This is a genomic window from Mammaliicoccus sp. I-M35 (assembly GCF_022386455.1).
Lineage (GTDB): Bacteria > Bacillota > Bacilli > Staphylococcales > Staphylococcaceae > Mammaliicoccus > Mammaliicoccus sciuri_A.
In genome coordinates, this window is the sequence record NZ_JAJNIL010000001.1 from 144,883 (window position 1) to 163,537 (window position 18,655).

At 35.6% G+C, this 18,655-nt stretch carries 4 protein-coding genes; 1 reads left to right on the forward strand and 3 read right to left on the reverse strand.

What is annotated here, in order from left to right; all coding sequences use genetic code 11:
• Nucleotides 1–148: 148 nt before the first annotated feature.
• The gene (locus LQ679_RS00720) at nt 149–13,363 is read right to left on the reverse strand and encodes a Rib/alpha-like domain-containing protein (protein ID WP_239761936.1); all 13,215 of its coding nucleotides are present in this window, start codon (nt 13,361–13,363) and stop codon (nt 149–151) included.
• A gap of 450 nt (nt 13,364–13,813) precedes the next feature.
• On the opposite strand from LQ679_RS00720, the gene LQ679_RS00725 reads away from it, so the two are divergent.
• The gene (locus tag LQ679_RS00725) at nt 13,814–14,212 is read left to right on the forward strand and encodes a ribonuclease HI family protein (RefSeq protein ID WP_239761937.1); all 399 of its coding nucleotides are present in this window, start codon (nt 13,814–13,816) and stop codon (nt 14,210–14,212) included.
• A gap of 42 nt (nt 14,213–14,254) precedes the next feature.
• Here LQ679_RS00725 and LQ679_RS00730 read toward each other — a convergent pair whose 3' ends face one another.
• Together LQ679_RS00730 and LQ679_RS00735 are read right to left on the reverse strand one after the other, a co-directional pair.
• The gene (locus tag LQ679_RS00730) at nt 14,255–15,139 is read right to left on the reverse strand and encodes a 5'-3' exonuclease (protein WP_103361645.1); all 885 of its coding nucleotides are present in this window, start codon (nt 15,137–15,139) and stop codon (nt 14,255–14,257) included.
• A gap of 11 nt (nt 15,140–15,150) precedes the next feature.
• Nucleotides 15,151–18,579: a dynamin family protein gene (locus tag LQ679_RS00735; RefSeq protein WP_239761938.1), complete on the reverse strand. Its 3,429-nt coding sequence runs from the start codon at nt 18,577–18,579 to the stop codon at nt 15,151–15,153.
• Between the last annotated feature and the right edge of the window lie 76 nt (nt 18,580–18,655).

Sequence of the window (18,655 nt, forward strand, 5' to 3'; positions counted from 1 at the left end):
TTCATTTTCAATATATGTATATAAATCTTTTTTAATCTAAATTCAAATATGTATAGACAAAAATGAAAATAATCATTTTATTTAAAATAAAATTAAAAATGAAGAGTCTGGAACATTAATGTTCCAGACCCTCATTACTCATTATATTTTATTGTTCTTCTTCTTTTTTACGACGACCGAATAAGAATAATGAGCCAAGCCCTGCGAATAAGCTTCCGAATAAAGTAACATTTTCAGCAGGTGTTTCACCAGTGTCTGGTAATACTTTTGCTTGTTCTTTGTTATCTTTATTCATCATGTTATCTTTAGAACTTTCCATACCATTAGTGCTTTGTTGTTGTTGTTCATTTTGTGCCATATGTCCAGCATGATCAGCAGCTTTGCTATCCATACCATTCATATTGTTAGAACCAGCGTCTGTGTTATCAGAAGCTTTTTCAACTACAACACCAACAGTTACAGTTTGTTTAGAACCATCTGGGTAAGTAACAGTTACTGGAATATCAACTTTAGTACCAGGTGTTACATCTTTAGGTGGAACAACTGTAATGTCACCAGTGATAGGATCTACAGTTACAGTCCATCCACTTGGAACTTTGTCTGAAGGAACTTCAAACTTCGTACCAGGTGGTAACTCTTTATCACCAGTTTGTGGGATATGAGTAGATGTACCAGGTTTAACTGGAGTTGAACCTTGATCTTTAGAACCATATCCAGGTGTATTGTCATCAGCTTGAGTCTTACCAGCTGGTTTGTCAGCAGGTTTTTCGACTACAACTTTAACAGGAACGATTTCAGTAGAGCCGTCTGGGTAAGTAACCGTAACTGGAATATTAACCATAGTACCAGGTGTTACATCCTTAGGTGGAACAACTGTAATGTCACCAGTGATAGGATCAACAGTTACTGTCCAACCACTTGGAACTTTGTCAGCTGGAACATCAAACTTCGTACCAGGTGGTAATTCTTTATCACCAGTTTGTGGAATATGAGTTTCAGAACCAGGTTTAACTGGAGTTGAATCTTTACCATATCCAGGTGTATTGTCGTCAGCATGTGATTTATCAGTAGCTTTTTCAACGACAACTTTAACAGGAAGTTCTTCAGTAGAACCATCTGGGTAAGTAACTGTAACTGGGATTTCAACTTCAGTACCAGGTGTAACATCCTTAGGTGGAACGATTGTTAAATCACCAGTGTTAGGATCAACTTCTACAGTCCAACCACTTGGAACTTTGTCAGCTGGAACGTCGAACTTCGTACCAGGTGGTAACTCTTTATCACCAGTTTGTGGAACTTTAGTTTCAGAACCAGGTTTAACTGGAGTAGGACCTTGATCTTTAGAATCATATCCAGGTGAATTATCGTCAGCGTTAGACTTATCAGCTGGTTTGTCAGTTGATTTTTCAACGATAACTTTAACCGGAAGTTCTTCAGTAGAACCGTCTGGGTAAGTCACTGTAACTGGAATTTCAACTTCAGTACCAGGTGTAACATCTTTCGGTGGAACGATTGTTAAATCACCAGTGTTAGGGTCAACTTCTACAGTCCAACCACTTGGAACTTTGTCAGCTGGAACGTCAAACTTCGTACCAGGTGGTAACTCTTTATCACCAGTTTGTGGAATATGAGTTTCAGAACCAGGTTTAACTGGAGTTGGACTTTGGTCTTTAGAATCATATCCAGGTGTATTCGATGCAGATTGACTAGGTGTAGTAATATCAGGTTTACCGTCGCCGTCAGTATCTTTATTAGGATCAGTTGGCGTAGATACATCTGGTTTTCCATCATAATCTTTATCAGTTGGTTTATCTGAATTTGGATTAGATTCATCTTTATTTGGAATACCATCGCCGTCAGTATCCTTCGGAGTTGAGATGTCAGGTTTACCGTCACCGTCTTTATCTGTTACATCAAATGAATTTGGATTAGATTCGTCTTTATTTGGAATACCATCACCGTCGTAATCCTCGTCACCGTCAGGTATACCATTACCATTAGTGTCTGGATTTAATGGATCAGTGCCAATTACAATCTCATCGTAGTCGTTGATACCATCACCATCAACATCAGTATCATCTTTGTCGATAATACCATCGCCATCAGTATCAGCTGGAGTCGTGATATCAGGTTTGCCGTCACCATCTCTATCCGTTGGTTTGTCAGATTTACGATTAGATTCAGTTTTGTTCGAGTAACCATCTCCATCGTAATCCTCATCACCATCATCGATACCATTACCGTCAGTATCAACTTTAGTTGGATCAGTACCAATTAGTTTTTCATCTTCGTTGTTAACGCCATCGCCATCAATATCATTGTCATCTTTATCAGGGATGCCATCACCATCAGTATCCTTCGGAGTTGAGATGTCAGGTTTACCGTCGCCATCTTTATCAGTTACATCAAATGAGTTTGGATCAGATTCATCTTTATTTGGAATACCATCACCATCGTGATCTTCGTCACCATCAGGGATACCATTACCATTAGTATCTGGATTTAATGGATCAGTACCAATTTCTATCTCATCGTAATCATTGATACCATCACCATCGATATCAGGATCATCTAAGTCGATAATACCATCTCCATCTGTATCAGTAGGTGTTGAGATGTCAGATTTACCATCACCATCTTTATCAGTTGGTTTGTCAGATTTAGGATTAGATTCGTGTTTGTTTGAGTAACCATCATTATCGTAATCCTCATCACCATCATTCACACCATTACCGTCAGTATCAGGATTTAATGGATCAGTACCGATAAGTTTTTCATCTTCGTTGTTAACGCCGTCACCATCAATGTCATTATCATTTCTGTCAGGTTTACCGTCGCCGTCAGTATCTTTATTAGGATCAGTTGGCGTAGATACATCTGGTTTTCCATCATAATCTTTATCAGTTGGTTTATCTGAATTTGGATTAGATTCATCTTTATTTGGAATACCATCGCCATCATGGTCTTCATCACCATCAGGGATACCATCATGATCAGTGTCTGGATTATTCGGATTAGTACCAATTAATTTTTCATCTTCATTATTGATACCATCACCATCGATGTCAGTATCTTCTTTATCAGGAATACCGTCACCATCAGTATCTTGTGGAGTTGTGATATCAGGTTTACCATTACCATCTTTATCAGTTACTTTATCTTTATTTGGATTAGATTCGTCTTTGTTTGGTATACCATCACTATCATAATCCTCATCTCCATCACTTACACCATTACCGTCAGTGTCTGGGTTAGTTGGGTCAGTACCGATAAGTTTTTCATCTTCATTGTTAACACCGTCACCATCGATGTCTTCATCATCAATATCAGGGATTCCATCACTATCAGTATCATGAGGAGTAGTGATATCCGGTTTACCATCACCATCTTTATCAGTTGGTGTAGCAGAATTCGGATCAGATTCATCTTTATTAGGTATACCGTCATCATCATGATCTTCGTCTCCATCACTTACGCCATCACCATTAGTATCTGGATCTAACGGATCAGTGCCAATAAGGATTTCATCTTCATCGTTAATGCCGTCGCCATCCTTATCAGTGTCATCTTTGTCAAGAATGCCATCACCATCAGTATCATCTGGAGTAGTAATATCAGGTTTACCGTCACCATTTTCATCTGTTGGTTTATTAGATTCAGGATCAGATTCATTTTGGTTTGTTACGCCATCATTATCAAAGTCTTCCTCTCCATCATTCTTACCGTTACCGTCAGTGTCAGGATTTGTAGGATCAGTGCCGATAAGTTTTTCATCCTCATTGTTTACACCATCGCCATCGATGTCAGTGTCATCTTTATCTGGTATGCCATCTCCATCAGTATCTTTCGGTGTTTCAATGTCAGGTTTACCGTCAACATCTTTATCCGTTGGTTTATCAGAATTTGGATCAGATTCTTCTTTGTTCGGAATACCATCACCATCATGATCTTCATCACCATCAGAAATACCATCGTGATCAGTATCAGGATTTGTAGGATCAGTACCAATAAGTTTTTCATCTTCGTTACTTATGCCGTCACCATCGATATCAGTGTCGTCTTTATCTGTGATGCCATCGCCGTCAGTATCCTTCGGAGTTTCAATGTCAGGTTTACCGTCACCATCTTTATCCGTTGGTTTATCTGAAGATGGATCAGATTCATCTTTATTCGGAATACCATCGCTATCGAGGTCTTCGTCACCATCACTTACACCATTACCGTCAGTATCTGGGTTATTTGGATCAGTACCGATAAGTTTTTCGTCTTCGTTACTTACACCATCACCATCGATGTCAGTGTCATCTTTATCTGTGATGCCATCGCCGTCAGTATCTTTCGGAGTTTCAATGTCAGGTTTACCGTCACCATCTTTATCCGTTGGTTTATCTGAAGATGGATCAGATTCATCTTTGTTCGGAATACCATCACTATCGTGGTCTTCGTCACCATCACTTACACCATTACCATCAGTATCTGGGTTATTTGGATCAGTACCGATAAGTTTTTCATCTTCGTTACTTACACCATCACCATCGATGTCTTTGTCATCTTTGTCAGGTGTACCATCTCCGTCAGTATCTTTGTCTGAATCAGAATCAGAGCCAGAATTTGAAGTACTGTTAGAGTCAGAACTACTATCAGTGTTGCTATCTGATGTTGAGTTCGAATTACTGTCACTATCAGAACTGCTATCTGTATTAGAACCGCTATTAGAGTTCAAATCTGAATCAGAAGAACTGTCAGTAGCTGAATTGCTATCTGTAGCAGAATCAGAACCACTGTTCGCATTAAAGTCAGAGCTACTGTCATTAGTAGAGTTAGAATCTTTATCAGATTGACTATCAGAACTGCTATCAGTGTTAGAACCAGAATTATTAACGTCTGAATCAGAAGAACTATTAGTAGCAGAATCAGATCCGCTATTTGAGTTAGAGTCAGAGCTGCTATCAGTGTTAGAACCTGAGTTATTGTTAGAATCAGAGTTCATGTTAGATCCACTGTTTGAGTTAGAATCTGAGTTGCTGTCATCAGCTGAATTAGAATCTTTGTCAGATTGACTATCAGAACTGCTATCAGTGTTAGAACCAGAATTATTAGTGTATGAATCAGAAGAACTATCAGTAGCAGAATCAGAACCACTGTTTGAGTTAGAATCTGAGTTGCTGTCATTAGCAGAGTTAGAATCTTTATCAGATTGACTATCAGAGCTGCTGTCTGTATTAGAACCTGAGTTATTGTTAGAATCAGAGTTCATATCAGAACTATTATCCTTCGGAGTTGTGATATCTGGTTTACCATCACCATCTTTGTCAGTTGGTTGATCTGAAGATGGATCAGATTCATCTTTATTCGGAATACCATCGCTATCGTGGTCTTCATCACCATCACTTACACCATTACCGTCAGTATCAGGGTTGTTTGGATCAGTACCAATAAGTTTTTCATCTTCGTTACTTACACCATCACCATCGATGTCAGTGTCATCTTTATCTGTGATGCCATCGCCATCAGTATCTTTCGGAGTTTCAATATCAGGTTTACCATCACCATCTTTATCCGTTGGCTTATCAGCTTTCGGATCAGATTCATCTTTATTTGAAACACCATCATTATCGTGGTCTTCATCACCATCACTTACGCCATTACCGTCAGTATCAAGGTTGTTTGGATCAGTACCAATAAGTTTTTCATCTTCGTTACTTACACCATCACCATCGATGTCAGTGTCATCTTTATCTGTGATGCCATCGCCATCAGTATCCTTCGGAATTTCAATATCAGGTTTACCATCACCATCTTTGTCAGTTGGTTGATCTGAAGATGGATCAGACTCATCTTTATTTGGAATACCGTCATTATCGTGGTCTTCGTCACCATCACTTACGCCATTACCATCAGTATCAGGGTTGTTTGGATCAGTACCGATAAGTTTTTCGTCTTCGTTACTTACGCCGTCACCATCGATGTCAGTGTCATCTTTATCTGTGATGCCATCGCCATCAGTATCTTTCGGAGTTTCAATATCAGGTTTACCATCACCATCTTTATCCGTTGGCTTATCAGCTTTCGGATCAGATTCATCTTTATTTGAAATACCATCATTATCGTGGTCTTCATCACCATCACTTACGCCATTACCGTCAGTATCAGGGTTGTTTGGATCAGTACCAATAAGTTTTTCATCTTCGTTACTTACACCATCACCATCGATGTCATTGTCATCTTTATCTGTGATGCCATCGCCATCAGTATCCTTCGGAGTTTCAATATCAGGTTTACCATCACCATCTTTGTCAGTTGGTTGATCTGAAGATGGATCAGATTCATCTTTATTCGGAATACCATCGCTATCGTGGTCTTCGTCACCATCACTTACACCATTACCATCAGTATCAGGGTTGTTTGGATCAGTACCGATGACTTTTTCATCTTCGTTACTTACACCATCACCATCGATGTCTTTGTCATCTTTATCAGGTGTACCATCTCCATCAGTATCTTTGTCTGAATCAGAATCAGAGCTAGAATTTGAAGTACTGTTAGAGTCAGAACTGCTGTCAGTGTTGCTATCTGAAGTTGAGCCTGAATTACTGTCACTATCAGAAGTACTGTTTGAATCAGAGACTGAATTAGAGTCTGAGTCAGATGTACTATTCTCACCTGAAGTTGAGTTACTGTCAGAGCTGCTATCTGTTTTAGAACCTGAATTATTATCGTCAGAATCAGAAGAATTATCAGTAGCAGAATCAGATCCGCTATTTGAGTTAGAGTCAGAGCTACTATCAGTGTTAGAACCAGAATCGTTATTAGAATCAGGGTTCATGTCCGAACCACTGTTTGCATTAGAGTCTGAGTTGCTGTCATTAGCAGAGTTAGAATCTTTGTCAGATTGACTATCAGAGCTGCTGTCTGTGTTAGAACCTGAATTATTATCGTCAGAATCAGAAGAACTATCAGTAGCTGAGTTACTGTCTGTAGCTGAGTCTGAACCGCTGTTAGAGTTAGAGTCTGAATCAGATGTGTTGTTAGCATCTGAAGTTGAGTTACTATCAGAACTGCTATCTGTGTTAGAACCTGAATTATTATCGTCAGAATCAGAAGAACTATTAGTAGCAGAATCAGATCCACTATTTGAGTTAGAGTCAGAGCTGCTGTCAGTAGTAGAGTTAGAGTCTTTATCAGATTGACTGTCAGAACTACTGTCTGTATTAGAACCACTGTTTGAATTAGAGTCTGAGCCAGAAGTACTGTTGTCATCTGAAGTTGAGCTAGAATCAGAACCACCGTTTACATCAGAACCTGAGTTGTTGTTAGCATCAGAGCTAGTGTCAGAACCACTGTTTGAATTAGAGTTTGATCCAGAAGTACTGTTGCCATCTGAAGTTGAGCTAGAATCAGAACCACCATTAGTGTTAGAGTCAGAGCCATCGTTAGTGTCAGAATCAGAGTTGCTGTCTGTATTAGAACCTGAGTTGTTGTTTGAATCAGAGTTCATATCAGAACCGCTGTTAGTGTTACTATCTGAGTTGCTATCTGTAGCAGAACTAGAATCATTATTTGAATCAGGATTTGCATCAGGTCCAGTCTTATCATTAGAGTCCGAACTGCTGTCATTAGCAGAGTTAGAATCTTTGTCAGATTGACTGTCAGATCTACTGTCATTAGCTGAACCAGAATCTTTATCAGATTGACTATCAGAGCTACTGTCTGTGTTAGAAGGTGAATTATTATCATCTGAATCAGAAGAACTATCAGTAGCAGAATCAGATCCCGTATTAGAGTTAGAGTCAGAACTGTTGTCATTAGCTGAATCAGAACTGCCATTAGCGTCAGAATCAGAGTCATTGTTAGATCCAGAATCATTGCTAGAACCACTGTTAGGGTTAGCGTCAGAATCAGAAGAACTATCATTAGCTGAATTACTGTCTGCAGCAGAGTCAGAACCATTGTTCGAATCAGGATTTGCATCAGATCCAGTGTAATCGTTAGTATCAGAACCTAAGTTATGGTTAGAATCAGAGTTCATGTCAGTACTACTATTAGAGTTAGAGTCAGAACTGCTATCAGTGTTAGAACCTGAATTATTGTTAGAATCAGAGTTCATGTCAGATCCACTGTTTGAATTAGAGTCAGAGCTGCTGTCAGTGTTAGAACCTGAGTTATTAGCGTCAGAATCAGAAGAACTATTAGTAGCAGAATCAGATCCGCTATTAGAGTTAGAGTCTGAGTTGCTATCTGTAGCAGAATCAGAACCACTGTTAGTGTTAGAGTCTGAGTTGCTGTCATTAGCTGAGTTAGAATCTTTATCAGATTGACTATCAGAGCTGCTGTCAGTGTTAGAACCTGAATTATTAGCGTCTGAATCAGAACTACTATCAATGTTAGAACCAGAGTCATTGTTAGCATCTGAATCGGAAGAGCTATCAGTAGCAGAATCAGAACCGCTATTTGAATAAGAGTCTGAGCCGCTGTCTGTATTAGAACCTGAATTATTAACGTCTGAATCAGAGCTGCTGTCAGTGTTAGAACCTGAGTTATTAGCGTCAGAATCAGAAGAACTATTAGTAGCAGAATCAGATCCGCTATTAGAGTTAGAGTCTGAGTTGCTGTCATTAGCTGAATTAGAATATTTATCAGATTGACTATCAGAACTACTATCTGTATTAGAACCTGAGTTATTGTTTGAGTCAGAGTTCATGTCAGAACCACTATTAGAGTTAGAATCAGAGCTGCTGTCATTAGCAGAGTTAGAATCTTTATCAGATTGATTATCAGAACTGCTATCAGTGTTAGAACCTGAGTTGTTGTTAGATTCAGAGTTCATATCAGAACCACTATTTGAGTTAGAGTCAGAACTGCTGTCATTAGCAGAGTTAGAATCTTTGTCAGATTGACTGTCAGAACTGCTATCTGTGTTAGAACCAGAGTTCATATCAGAACTACTATTAGAGTTAGAGTCTAAGTTGCTGTCTGCAGCAGAGTCAGAACCATTGTTCGAATCAGGGTTCGCATCAGAACCTCCGTTATCATCAGAGCTGCTATTGCTGTTGTCTACTATCACCTTCACAGGTATTAATTCAGAAGTACTATCTGGATACTTAACTAAAACTCCAAAATCTTGTACGGTTCCACCTGGTATATTTGTTGGAGATGTAACAGTTATAGCACCTGTTTCAGGATTAATTGTAGCAGTCCAACCATTAGGTACACTCTTTTCATCTATTTCAAATACACTACCTTTTGGCGCATCATTATCTTTTAGAGAAACCTCAGTAGCTGTACCGCGTTTGACTGGAATTGGTTCTTTTCCATAAGTTGGCTGGTAAGCTGTACTGTTAGGTATTGATAATTCAACTATAAATTCAGTTTCTTCAGAAGTACCATCTGGATATTTAACTAAAACAGTAATTCTTTCTGATTCATCTCCATTAGAATTAGCAGGAGGGGTAACAGTCGCTACACCAGTAATAGGATCAACTGTAGCAATCCAACCATCAGGAACACTATCTTCAGGAATTTCAAACTTAGTACCAGATGGTAACTTTTTATCTCCAGATTGTGATACCTCAAGAGTTTTACCAGGAATAGTAGTTTGATCTTCGTATCCTGGAGTATGATCTTCAGCTTGATTTGTAACTACTTTAATTGGAACAGTTGTATCGTCAGAAGAACCATCTGGATACTTAACTTTTACAGGAATATTAGCTGAATCTCCATTACTTGCGTTATCAGGAGGTGTAACAGTCACAACACCAGTATTAGGATCAACTGTAGCCGTCCAACCGTCAGGAATTTTAGCACCTTCAGGAATTTCATAAGTTGTACCAGGAGGCAAAGTATTATCACCAGTTTGAGGCACAATTTTAGCTACACCAGGTTTTGTAGGAACCGGCTCATTACCGTAGTTTGGATTATTACCCTGAGCTTCGTTCGGAACTACTGTAACTTTAGCAGTAGCAGTATCTTTAGTACCATCAGGATAAGTCACTTCAACTGGAATATCAGCAGTAGTACCTGATGCTGCATCAGCTGGAGGTGTTGCTGTTACATTACCATTATCTGGGTTAATAGTAGCCGTCCAACCAGCTGGTACGCGGTCACTAGGAATACTGAATTTAGTACCAGCAGGTAACTCTGTATCATCATTTTGTGGTACATCAACAGCCTTACCAGGTTTAGTTTCTCTTGGTGTGTCACTGTATCCAGGAGTATTTAGGTCAGCATATGTTCCAATACCACGCTTAACAATTTTTCTAGTTGGCTCTTTTGATATTTCTTCGTTAGTATTTGCTACTGTAGTTCTATTACCTGTTTCAGGATCAATATTATAAATAGTCGTAACAGTTTTCTTACCAGGAATACCTTCATCAGCGACTTCTTCAATGCCACTAGGTAAATTTGGATCATCTTCATATTCAACTGTAGGCTGAATATCTTCTGTTGTTACCTCTTTAGCCCCTACTTTAATAATTTTATCTTGCTTTTCTAAAAGAGTTTCTACAGTTACAACAGGATTTGTTTGAGTACCATCTTCAGCTGTTTCAACAGTTTCAATTAACTCACCAGTTTCCTCATTCAATTTATATACAGTAGAAACTTTCTTTTTACCATTTATGCCTTCTTGGATTGTTTCATTTGGCTCTGTAGTCAATTTTATAGTATCAGCTTCATAAATTGTCTTGAATTCTATATCTTCTTCTGTTACTTCAAGTGTATTTACTTCTACATGTTTTTCAATAGGTGTAATAGGATTTCCATTTTTATCTCTGATATATGAAGAAGTAACATAACCATTACCCTCGTTGTTTTTTAATCTTGTAGTATATTTTGTACGAAGTCCGTCACGTCCTTCTTGAGTAATATTATGTTCGCCTTTTTGCTTAGATTCATCTTGTATTGCTGTAAATACTGTGTTTCTCTCTTCAATTGAAGTTAATTCTACATCATGCCCAATTAAAACAAATCTAGTAATATCACCAGCATTCATGCTTGAAATATTTTTATGATTTGAAGTATTACGATCGATATTACTTAAAGGTGTATTTCTACTACTTGCATCTGGGTTTTTAGGATCACTTAGTGATTCTACAGTAAGTTCATGATTATATAATCTTGCTGTAAAATTATTAATATTGTTCCATACATGATCAGGGTTTGAAGTATCGCCATTAACTAAGTTTTCATAAGTTTTGTTTTTATCACTTAAGTGGTTAGTATTCCATGTCATTACACGGTGGTCACCTTTCCATGTAATAATAGCCTTACCATCACCATAAATCATTGCAGTATTTTTATTTGGATGACGTGTTGTAGCAGTACGTTGAATATTCACGTATTTTGCAGTACCTTCGATTTTTAAACTTGTATCATTAGAAGATAAATTTGGTAAAACTAATACTTCAGAGTGGTCAAAATCAGTATTATCAGTACGTAAATCAAAAGTAGCGTTATTTTTAAGAATAATTTCAGATGCTGCGCCTCTCCATCCTTCCATTACGAAAAGCGCATTATGACTATGAACCTTACCAGTATTTGCATTTCTTAAATGGTTAATTGCATCTAATTTAAAAGTAGCATCTTCTTTAATTATTAGGCGGCTAATTGCTTTGAATCTAACTAAAGTATTGTCACGAGGACTTGGACGTCCTTGATTAATCTTACCATTTGAAGTAGCTAAAAATTGAGTTCCTCTTCCTAATTCAAAATCCGAATTATCATGCATATTTATAATTTGACCATTACCTCTTTGATCAACATTTACAGTGTTATTTTCTCCAAAGGAAACCATAGCGTATTCGGAATCAAAATTAAAAATATCTTGTCCTTTTAAAGTGATTTTATTATTATCACCAAAAGTTATACGTGAACCTTTGCCTTCAACATAAAAGATATCTTGTGAATTATTACCGTAGTCATAGAACTTAGGATCGTAAGCTTCTATATTAACTTTAGTATTATCTCCAAAAGCAAGTATACCTTTCAGCTTATCTCTTTCGTTGCCTTCACGAGTTGTATAAAGTTTGAAGACTTTACCTTCACCTGTCATAGTCATGTTAATAGTACTACCGTTACTAATTCTTATTTCATTGGCAGCAATAGTTAAATTTTCATTAGCACCTAATTTTCCTGTCTGATGACTTGTAAATTCACCGGAAATATTAACTTTTAGATTTTCATCGTTTACTAATGTGACGCCAGTATGAGTTATATCTCTAAAATTAATAATTTGGTCATGACTATTTGAACCGTATTGAATAAGTCCTCTTGGTCTTCTACCACTACCTGGTCGATTATCTTGTGTATTAATATGGCCATTACTAAATGTGATATTCCAACCTGGTTGGTTTTTACCATTCGTATCCATTTCAAAATAATTCTTGGCAGTATCAAATGAATGCTTATTTAAATCGATAGTAACTGCTCTAGCAGCATTTAGATTAAGTTTTTGAGAATCATTTTTTACGCCAAAAATATTTTTAGTTGGGTTAGGCATAGTAATATCATTATTAAATACAATTTTCCCTACATTTCTATCGTTGAGTGCAGCTAATAATTGGTTATAATTACTAACATTTCGCGTTTGTAACACTGCTGCTCTAAATACGCTGCTGTAATTTTCACCTGTTCTAGGTGCTTGTCTTGAAGGTTGTTCTAATGTTGTTGCTTCAACTTTGTCTTTGTTTTGGTTGTTAACGATATCTTCAAGTGATTTGGATGATACGCTGTTTGCATCTACATCAGAAATTGTATTTGTAACTGTTGCTTCAACTGTTGGTGTATCTACTGCAGGTGTTTCTTCAACACTTGATGGTTGTACTACATCTTCGGTATTACTTGTTGGAGCTGTAGTTTCTGCTGTTTCTTCATTACTTGTTTCTTCTTTAGCTACTTCTGTTGATTCAGCTTTTGGTTGTTCTGCTTTTTCTACAGTTCCAACTTTAGCAGCTTCTGGTGCTACTGTATCAACTTGAGTTGCTTCTTCTGTTGATGCTGTTTTTGTAGTTGATTTATCTTCTGTTGTTGTTTCTTCGTTAGTTGTTGTATCTTGTGTTGTTTCATCAACTGTAGGTGCTTCGGTAGTTGCTTCTTCTTTTGGTTGTTCTGCTGGTGTTTCAGCTGTACCGATTTCTTTAGTTCCTTCTACATTTGATGATTCTTCTATTGCAGATGCTTCATCAACTGGATCTGTTGAATTGTCTTCTGCTTTTTCTTCTTGTGCATGTTTTTGAATTACATTTTCCGATGCAAATGCATCATGAGTTGGTAAGCCTAAGAATATAAGCGTACCGATTAGTATCGAACACGTTCCTACTGTGTACTTACGGATACTAAATTTCTGTAATTTCCGTTGCTTATCCATTAGCAAGCCCCTTTACTATAAAATTTCATAAAAGGCAACTTTACTCATGGCTGAGTTCCCCCGTTACTATTTTGTCTCTATCTCATTAGTAATGTGTTCAGTATATATTCTATTAATGAATCTCAGATATATGAGTGAAGTGCATACTATTAATATGTGAATGGTCGTGCGTAATTAACTCTCCTTTCGTTATAATTATTCAAACATAAGATATGAACAAAATTAAATTTCGTTCTGAAATAGTATATCACTTTTAATGTCACTTTCAAATACTATTTATAATAAACTCTATAATTTTTATATACAATTTTTACAACTTACAATATTATGTACAACTTTGATGGAGAATTATTAAGTCGGAATTAAAAGTATTATAACCATTTATTGAAGTCTGTTTATCGTTCGTGTAAATTAGATGAGAAGGTAAATAATTTGAAAGAGTTGATTGAAATGCCGCAAATATATTTTGACGCCGCTTCTAAAGGCAATCCTGGAGAAAGTTGTTGTGCATGCGTCATTATTACGGATGATGCGAGACATCATTTCACATCTTATCTAGGTGAAATGGATAATCATCGTGCTGAATGGGAAGCATTAATCTTCTCTATTCAACATGCAATTGAATTAGAAGTTGGTAATGCATTGATTTATACAGATTCGAAATTAATAGCTGATAGTATTGATAAAGATTATGTCAAAAATCCTACGTTCAAACCCTACTTCGAGCTATTTAAAGAATTAGAACGGCAATTTGATTTAATATTTGTAAAGTGGATTCCACGATCTCAAAATAAAGAAGCGAATCAATTGGCACAAACTGCCTTAAGAAAACAATTAAAACATAAATAAAAAGCATATCACGACGGCGCGTGATATGCTTTTTACGTTTAATTATAAGAAGTTTGTTGTTAAATATTTACTTGATACGAATAATTCGTGTTCATTACAGATTTCGATTGATTGTTCGATTTCATGATGATATGTCATTTGATTCAGTAAATCTTCAGTTTCTAATGGTACATCTGTATGAATTTGTGCAAGTTGTTTCGACATAGCTAAGTCATCTCGATATGTGATGATTTTCTTTTGTTGACCTGCTGTTAATTCATTAATGTTTTCAAGAACATTTTCAACAGATTGATATTGTTGTATCAATTTAATCGCCGTTTTCTCACCGATACCTTTAACACCTGGATAACCATCAGCTGTGTCACCCATAAATGCTTTAACATCAACTAATTGATGAGGCTCTAAACCATATTCTTCTCTAAATTTATGAATATCATATTTATTGTAAATATTGAAACCTTTTTTTGTCAGCCATATATCAACATCTGTATTTATACATTGTAATAAGTCACGGTCGCCACTCACGACATATGTTTCATGCCCTTTTTCTTGAGCGCGTTTACTAATTGTTCCTATAACATCATCCGCTTCATAATTTGTTATACCTAAATTGAGTAGTCCTAATTTCTCAGCGATTTCTTTCGCTCGGTCAAATTGTGGAATCATTTCTTCAGGTGGTGCAACTCTATTTGATTTATATGCTTCAAACATATCATTTCTGAAAGTCTTAGATCCCATATCCCAACATACGGCAACATGTGTCGGTTTAATATCATTGATCACTGTATAAGAATGTCTAATAAATCCTTGTACAGCATTCGTAGGAATCCCTTTAGAATCTCTCATAAATTGTTTATGAATGCTTGTAGCATAAAAATGTCTAAATAATAAAGCCATACCATCTATTAATAATATTTTGTTACTCATATAGTGCTCCTTTATATCTCTTTTAAGACGTTTTTGATTTTTTCTATAACATCATTATCGATATCTACAGATAAGTAATCTTCAATAAGATGAATCGTCTCTTGATTATATTGTTCGATGTACGACTCACCTATTGTATCATAATGTGCCAAATTCTTAGTTAACGCTTCATTAAACGTCACGATTGGATGGTCGATAAGCTTCATTGTATCATTTAAAATTGCATTTTGCGTTTCTTTTACTTTAGATGTCTTAATTAAATCTTTCTTACTCAGCGAACTAATTGTTTGTTTCGCAATATCTTGAACTTGAATGCTAATCGGTTCCGGATTGATTTCATTTTCAAAGTCATGTTTAAACTTAGAGATTAAAATAGAAGCATCATTTAATTCAACAATTGTTGGAGTTAATAAATCATCAAATGTTCTCGCATAAAAATTCTTTAACCTTTCTACGATAAGCGAGCTTTCTAGACTTAATTTCTGATTTAAATCATCTACATAATATTTCGTACTCATTTGAAGAGATTGTTTAAATTGATCCGTTACCGTTGATGTATTGAAATGTTTTTTGACGATATCATTGAGTTGTATATTCAATCTGTCTTTCAAGTAATACAGTTGATCGTGAATTTCTTTTTCTAGTTGATGATGTGATTTAATCACAATTTGATTAGTGAAGTTCTGTTTATCTTTATAACTGAGTAAAGTTGATTTTCTCTTTTCAAGTTGTGCTTTATCTTGTCTATACGTATGCACCATTTGTTCTAATTCATTCGTCAGTTGTTTAATTCTAGATTCTACTTGCGACTTAAGAACTTGCTTACTTTCTACTTTAACAAAGTGGTCTAACGCGTCCATAAGTCGTTTGAACTCGTCATCATGTGATTTTAGTGCTTGTTTACTTGAAACTGGATAACACTCTGGCTTAATGTTCAATGCATCTAATGATGATTCTACATAAGATATAACAGCTTGCTTATCTTCTTCAGATTCTGCTAAATCAATGGCGTTAATAACAAATTTCAAACCTTGTGATTGTTGTAAATTATTCATATCACGCATATATGTTAAGAACTCACCGTCTTTATCAGTAAATGCGTGATTATAATAACTTACATAAATAATTAAGTCACTTGATGCAATAATTTGTTCAGTCTCTCTCGTATGTCTTTGGTTATTAGAATTAAGTCCTGGTGAATCGATAATGATCTTGTCTTTTAACCATGCTTCTTCAAGTCTTAAATTAATTTTGTGTACAAATGCAGCATGTGTATCATCAGCTGTTAACTTTTCTAATTCTTCTATATCGAATGTGACAGATTTGCCTTCTTTTAAGATATCTTTGTAATGATTAAAGTTCGTCTCAATTGCTTCAAAGAATGCTAAATGATTACTAGATAATGAAGGATGTTGTTTAATATCTTTATCGTCAATAAACGATTCAATTGTTGAGTACTGTTTATTGGCGAACTCTGTTATATGGTTAATCTCTTCTAATAATTGCTCATAAGTCTTAAATGTCACTTCTTGTTCAGTACCGTAACTAATTTCAGTAATACTTGCCGTCGTTGGATTCGGTGAACTTAGTAGCACGGGCTTTTGCAAGATAGCATTAATTAAACTACTCTTACCTGCACTAAATGTTCCGAATACAGCAATCTTTGTGATGTTATGCTCTATTCTTTCGACTTGGCTTTCAATATTATGAACTTCACCCTCAAATAAAGGTAGTTTCTTTAAATGATTGATTTGTTCTTTAAGTTGTTGCAGATTATTTTCTCGATGTTCCGTTTGAACTTCTTTGAATTGTTGTTTCGTTTCTTTCTTATCTTCTAGGTCAAGGTCATTTATATGAATAAAATGTCTATCTATTAGTTTATCGATAGATTCATCAAGATGAATATAATAATGTTGATAATTGTTTGTGATAAGTGATGTTTTTAAATTCTTAAATTCAACATATGTTTCATATTCATTTAATTGATTTGTTTCTTCATTAGACTCGTTATGCACTTCACTCGAATTAACGATTTCCTCTATTAATTGATTTGTTTCATTGCGTATTTTTCGATTAATCATTTCTGTAATGCCTTTAGAATAAATTAACACGTAATCATTTGTAATCGATGTTTGCTCTTGTACTTGACCACTTAATTCTTCTTTACTAATCGTATATTGCTGGTTGATGATTTTCTCGAATAAGTCTGCATCTTGAATGTATTTGTTTAAGTTCTCTAATGATTTAATCCAAACTTTCGTAATTTCATCATGAATTTTGATGTCTAAAGCTTCTTTCACTTGTTCAAGCGTTTCATCTTGAATCATCGCTTTCTTCTTATCTTTATTAAATAGCCCTTTCACTTTATAGTCTTTAGCAGTTGTTTCTAAATAATGTCGAATCGTTTCTCGCATTTCATAAGGCATCAAATAAGCGTTATCTAAAATCTCTTTGCGCTTTTCTTTTAAATTTGAAGTGAATTGATCTTTATCTTGAATTAATGATTGTTCACTTTGGACGTTGAATTTTTCTTTATAAGCTTGATAATCATCATCGAATGTTTCTTCAGTAGAATCAATATCAGAAAGAATCGTTTCCATATGTTGATTAATATATTTCAGCTGTTCTTGTTTAATGTAATTCGTTACACGGTCTATAAATACTTGGTGTTCCGTACGTTGTTGATCAAGCTGATGGATATATTGATTAAATGACTGCTTCTCATTGTTCGGCGTATCATATTTAGATACATAAAATATCTTCTCTAAATTCAGTTTCCAATCTGTAACGGCTTTGTTGACACGATTTTTATATGTATCAAACGAGATTTCATCTTCGTCATGTTTGTCGACTTGGTTAACTACCAATATAACCGGAATATCCAACTTGTTTAAGGATTTAATAAAATTAAAATTCATATCCGACTGCACATGGTTATAGTCGACTGTATAAAATACATAATTAGATGTCAGCAAATATTGAAAAGCACTTTCTCTATGGTTGTCACTCATTGAATCGACACCAGGCGTATCTTGGAAAGTAAAGCCTTTATTAAATTTATCTGAAGTAAATTCAATTTCAATAGATTCCACTTCTCTATCTTCAGTATTAAGCCTTTTAACATCTTCTTGATTATCCACGACTGTGTATTGATTGTTGTTTAAATTAACGGAAATGCTATTTTTGTCTGAAGAAATCAGTTGTGCTGTGTTACTGGTTGTAGGAACAGGAGAACTTGGTAATATATTTTGTCCGATAACATTGTTAATTAATGTAGATTTCCCTGCTGAAAAATGTCCGACAAAACTCACTGTATATTGTTCGTTATATATTTTTTTAATCATTTCATTGATTTGTTTAATTAATGGTTGGTTAGATGACTTTTCAATTTCTTTTTTTAATTTATAAAGTAAATCTAATGATGCTTGATTACGATCCATTTTAATTCCCCTTTATTTTTACACAAATAATTTAAATAGTGTGATTTACATCACATTAATTTTTTAATCTCTATTC

Bases quoted from the DNA above. Each gene is read 5' to 3' on its own strand.
- LQ679_RS00735 (WP_239761938.1), bottom strand. From the start codon at position 18,579: ATGGATCGTAATCAAGCATCATTAGATTTACTTTATAAATTAAAAAAA.
- LQ679_RS00730 (WP_103361645.1), bottom strand. From the start codon at position 15,139: ATGAGTAACAAAATATTATTAATAGATGGTATGGCTTTATTATTTAGA.
- LQ679_RS00720 (WP_239761936.1), bottom strand. From the start codon at position 13,363: ATGGATAAGCAACGGAAATTACAGAAATTTAGTATCCGTAAGTACACA.
- LQ679_RS00725 (WP_239761937.1), top strand. From the start codon at position 13,814: ATGCCGCAAATATATTTTGACGCCGCTTCTAAAGGCAATCCTGGAGAA.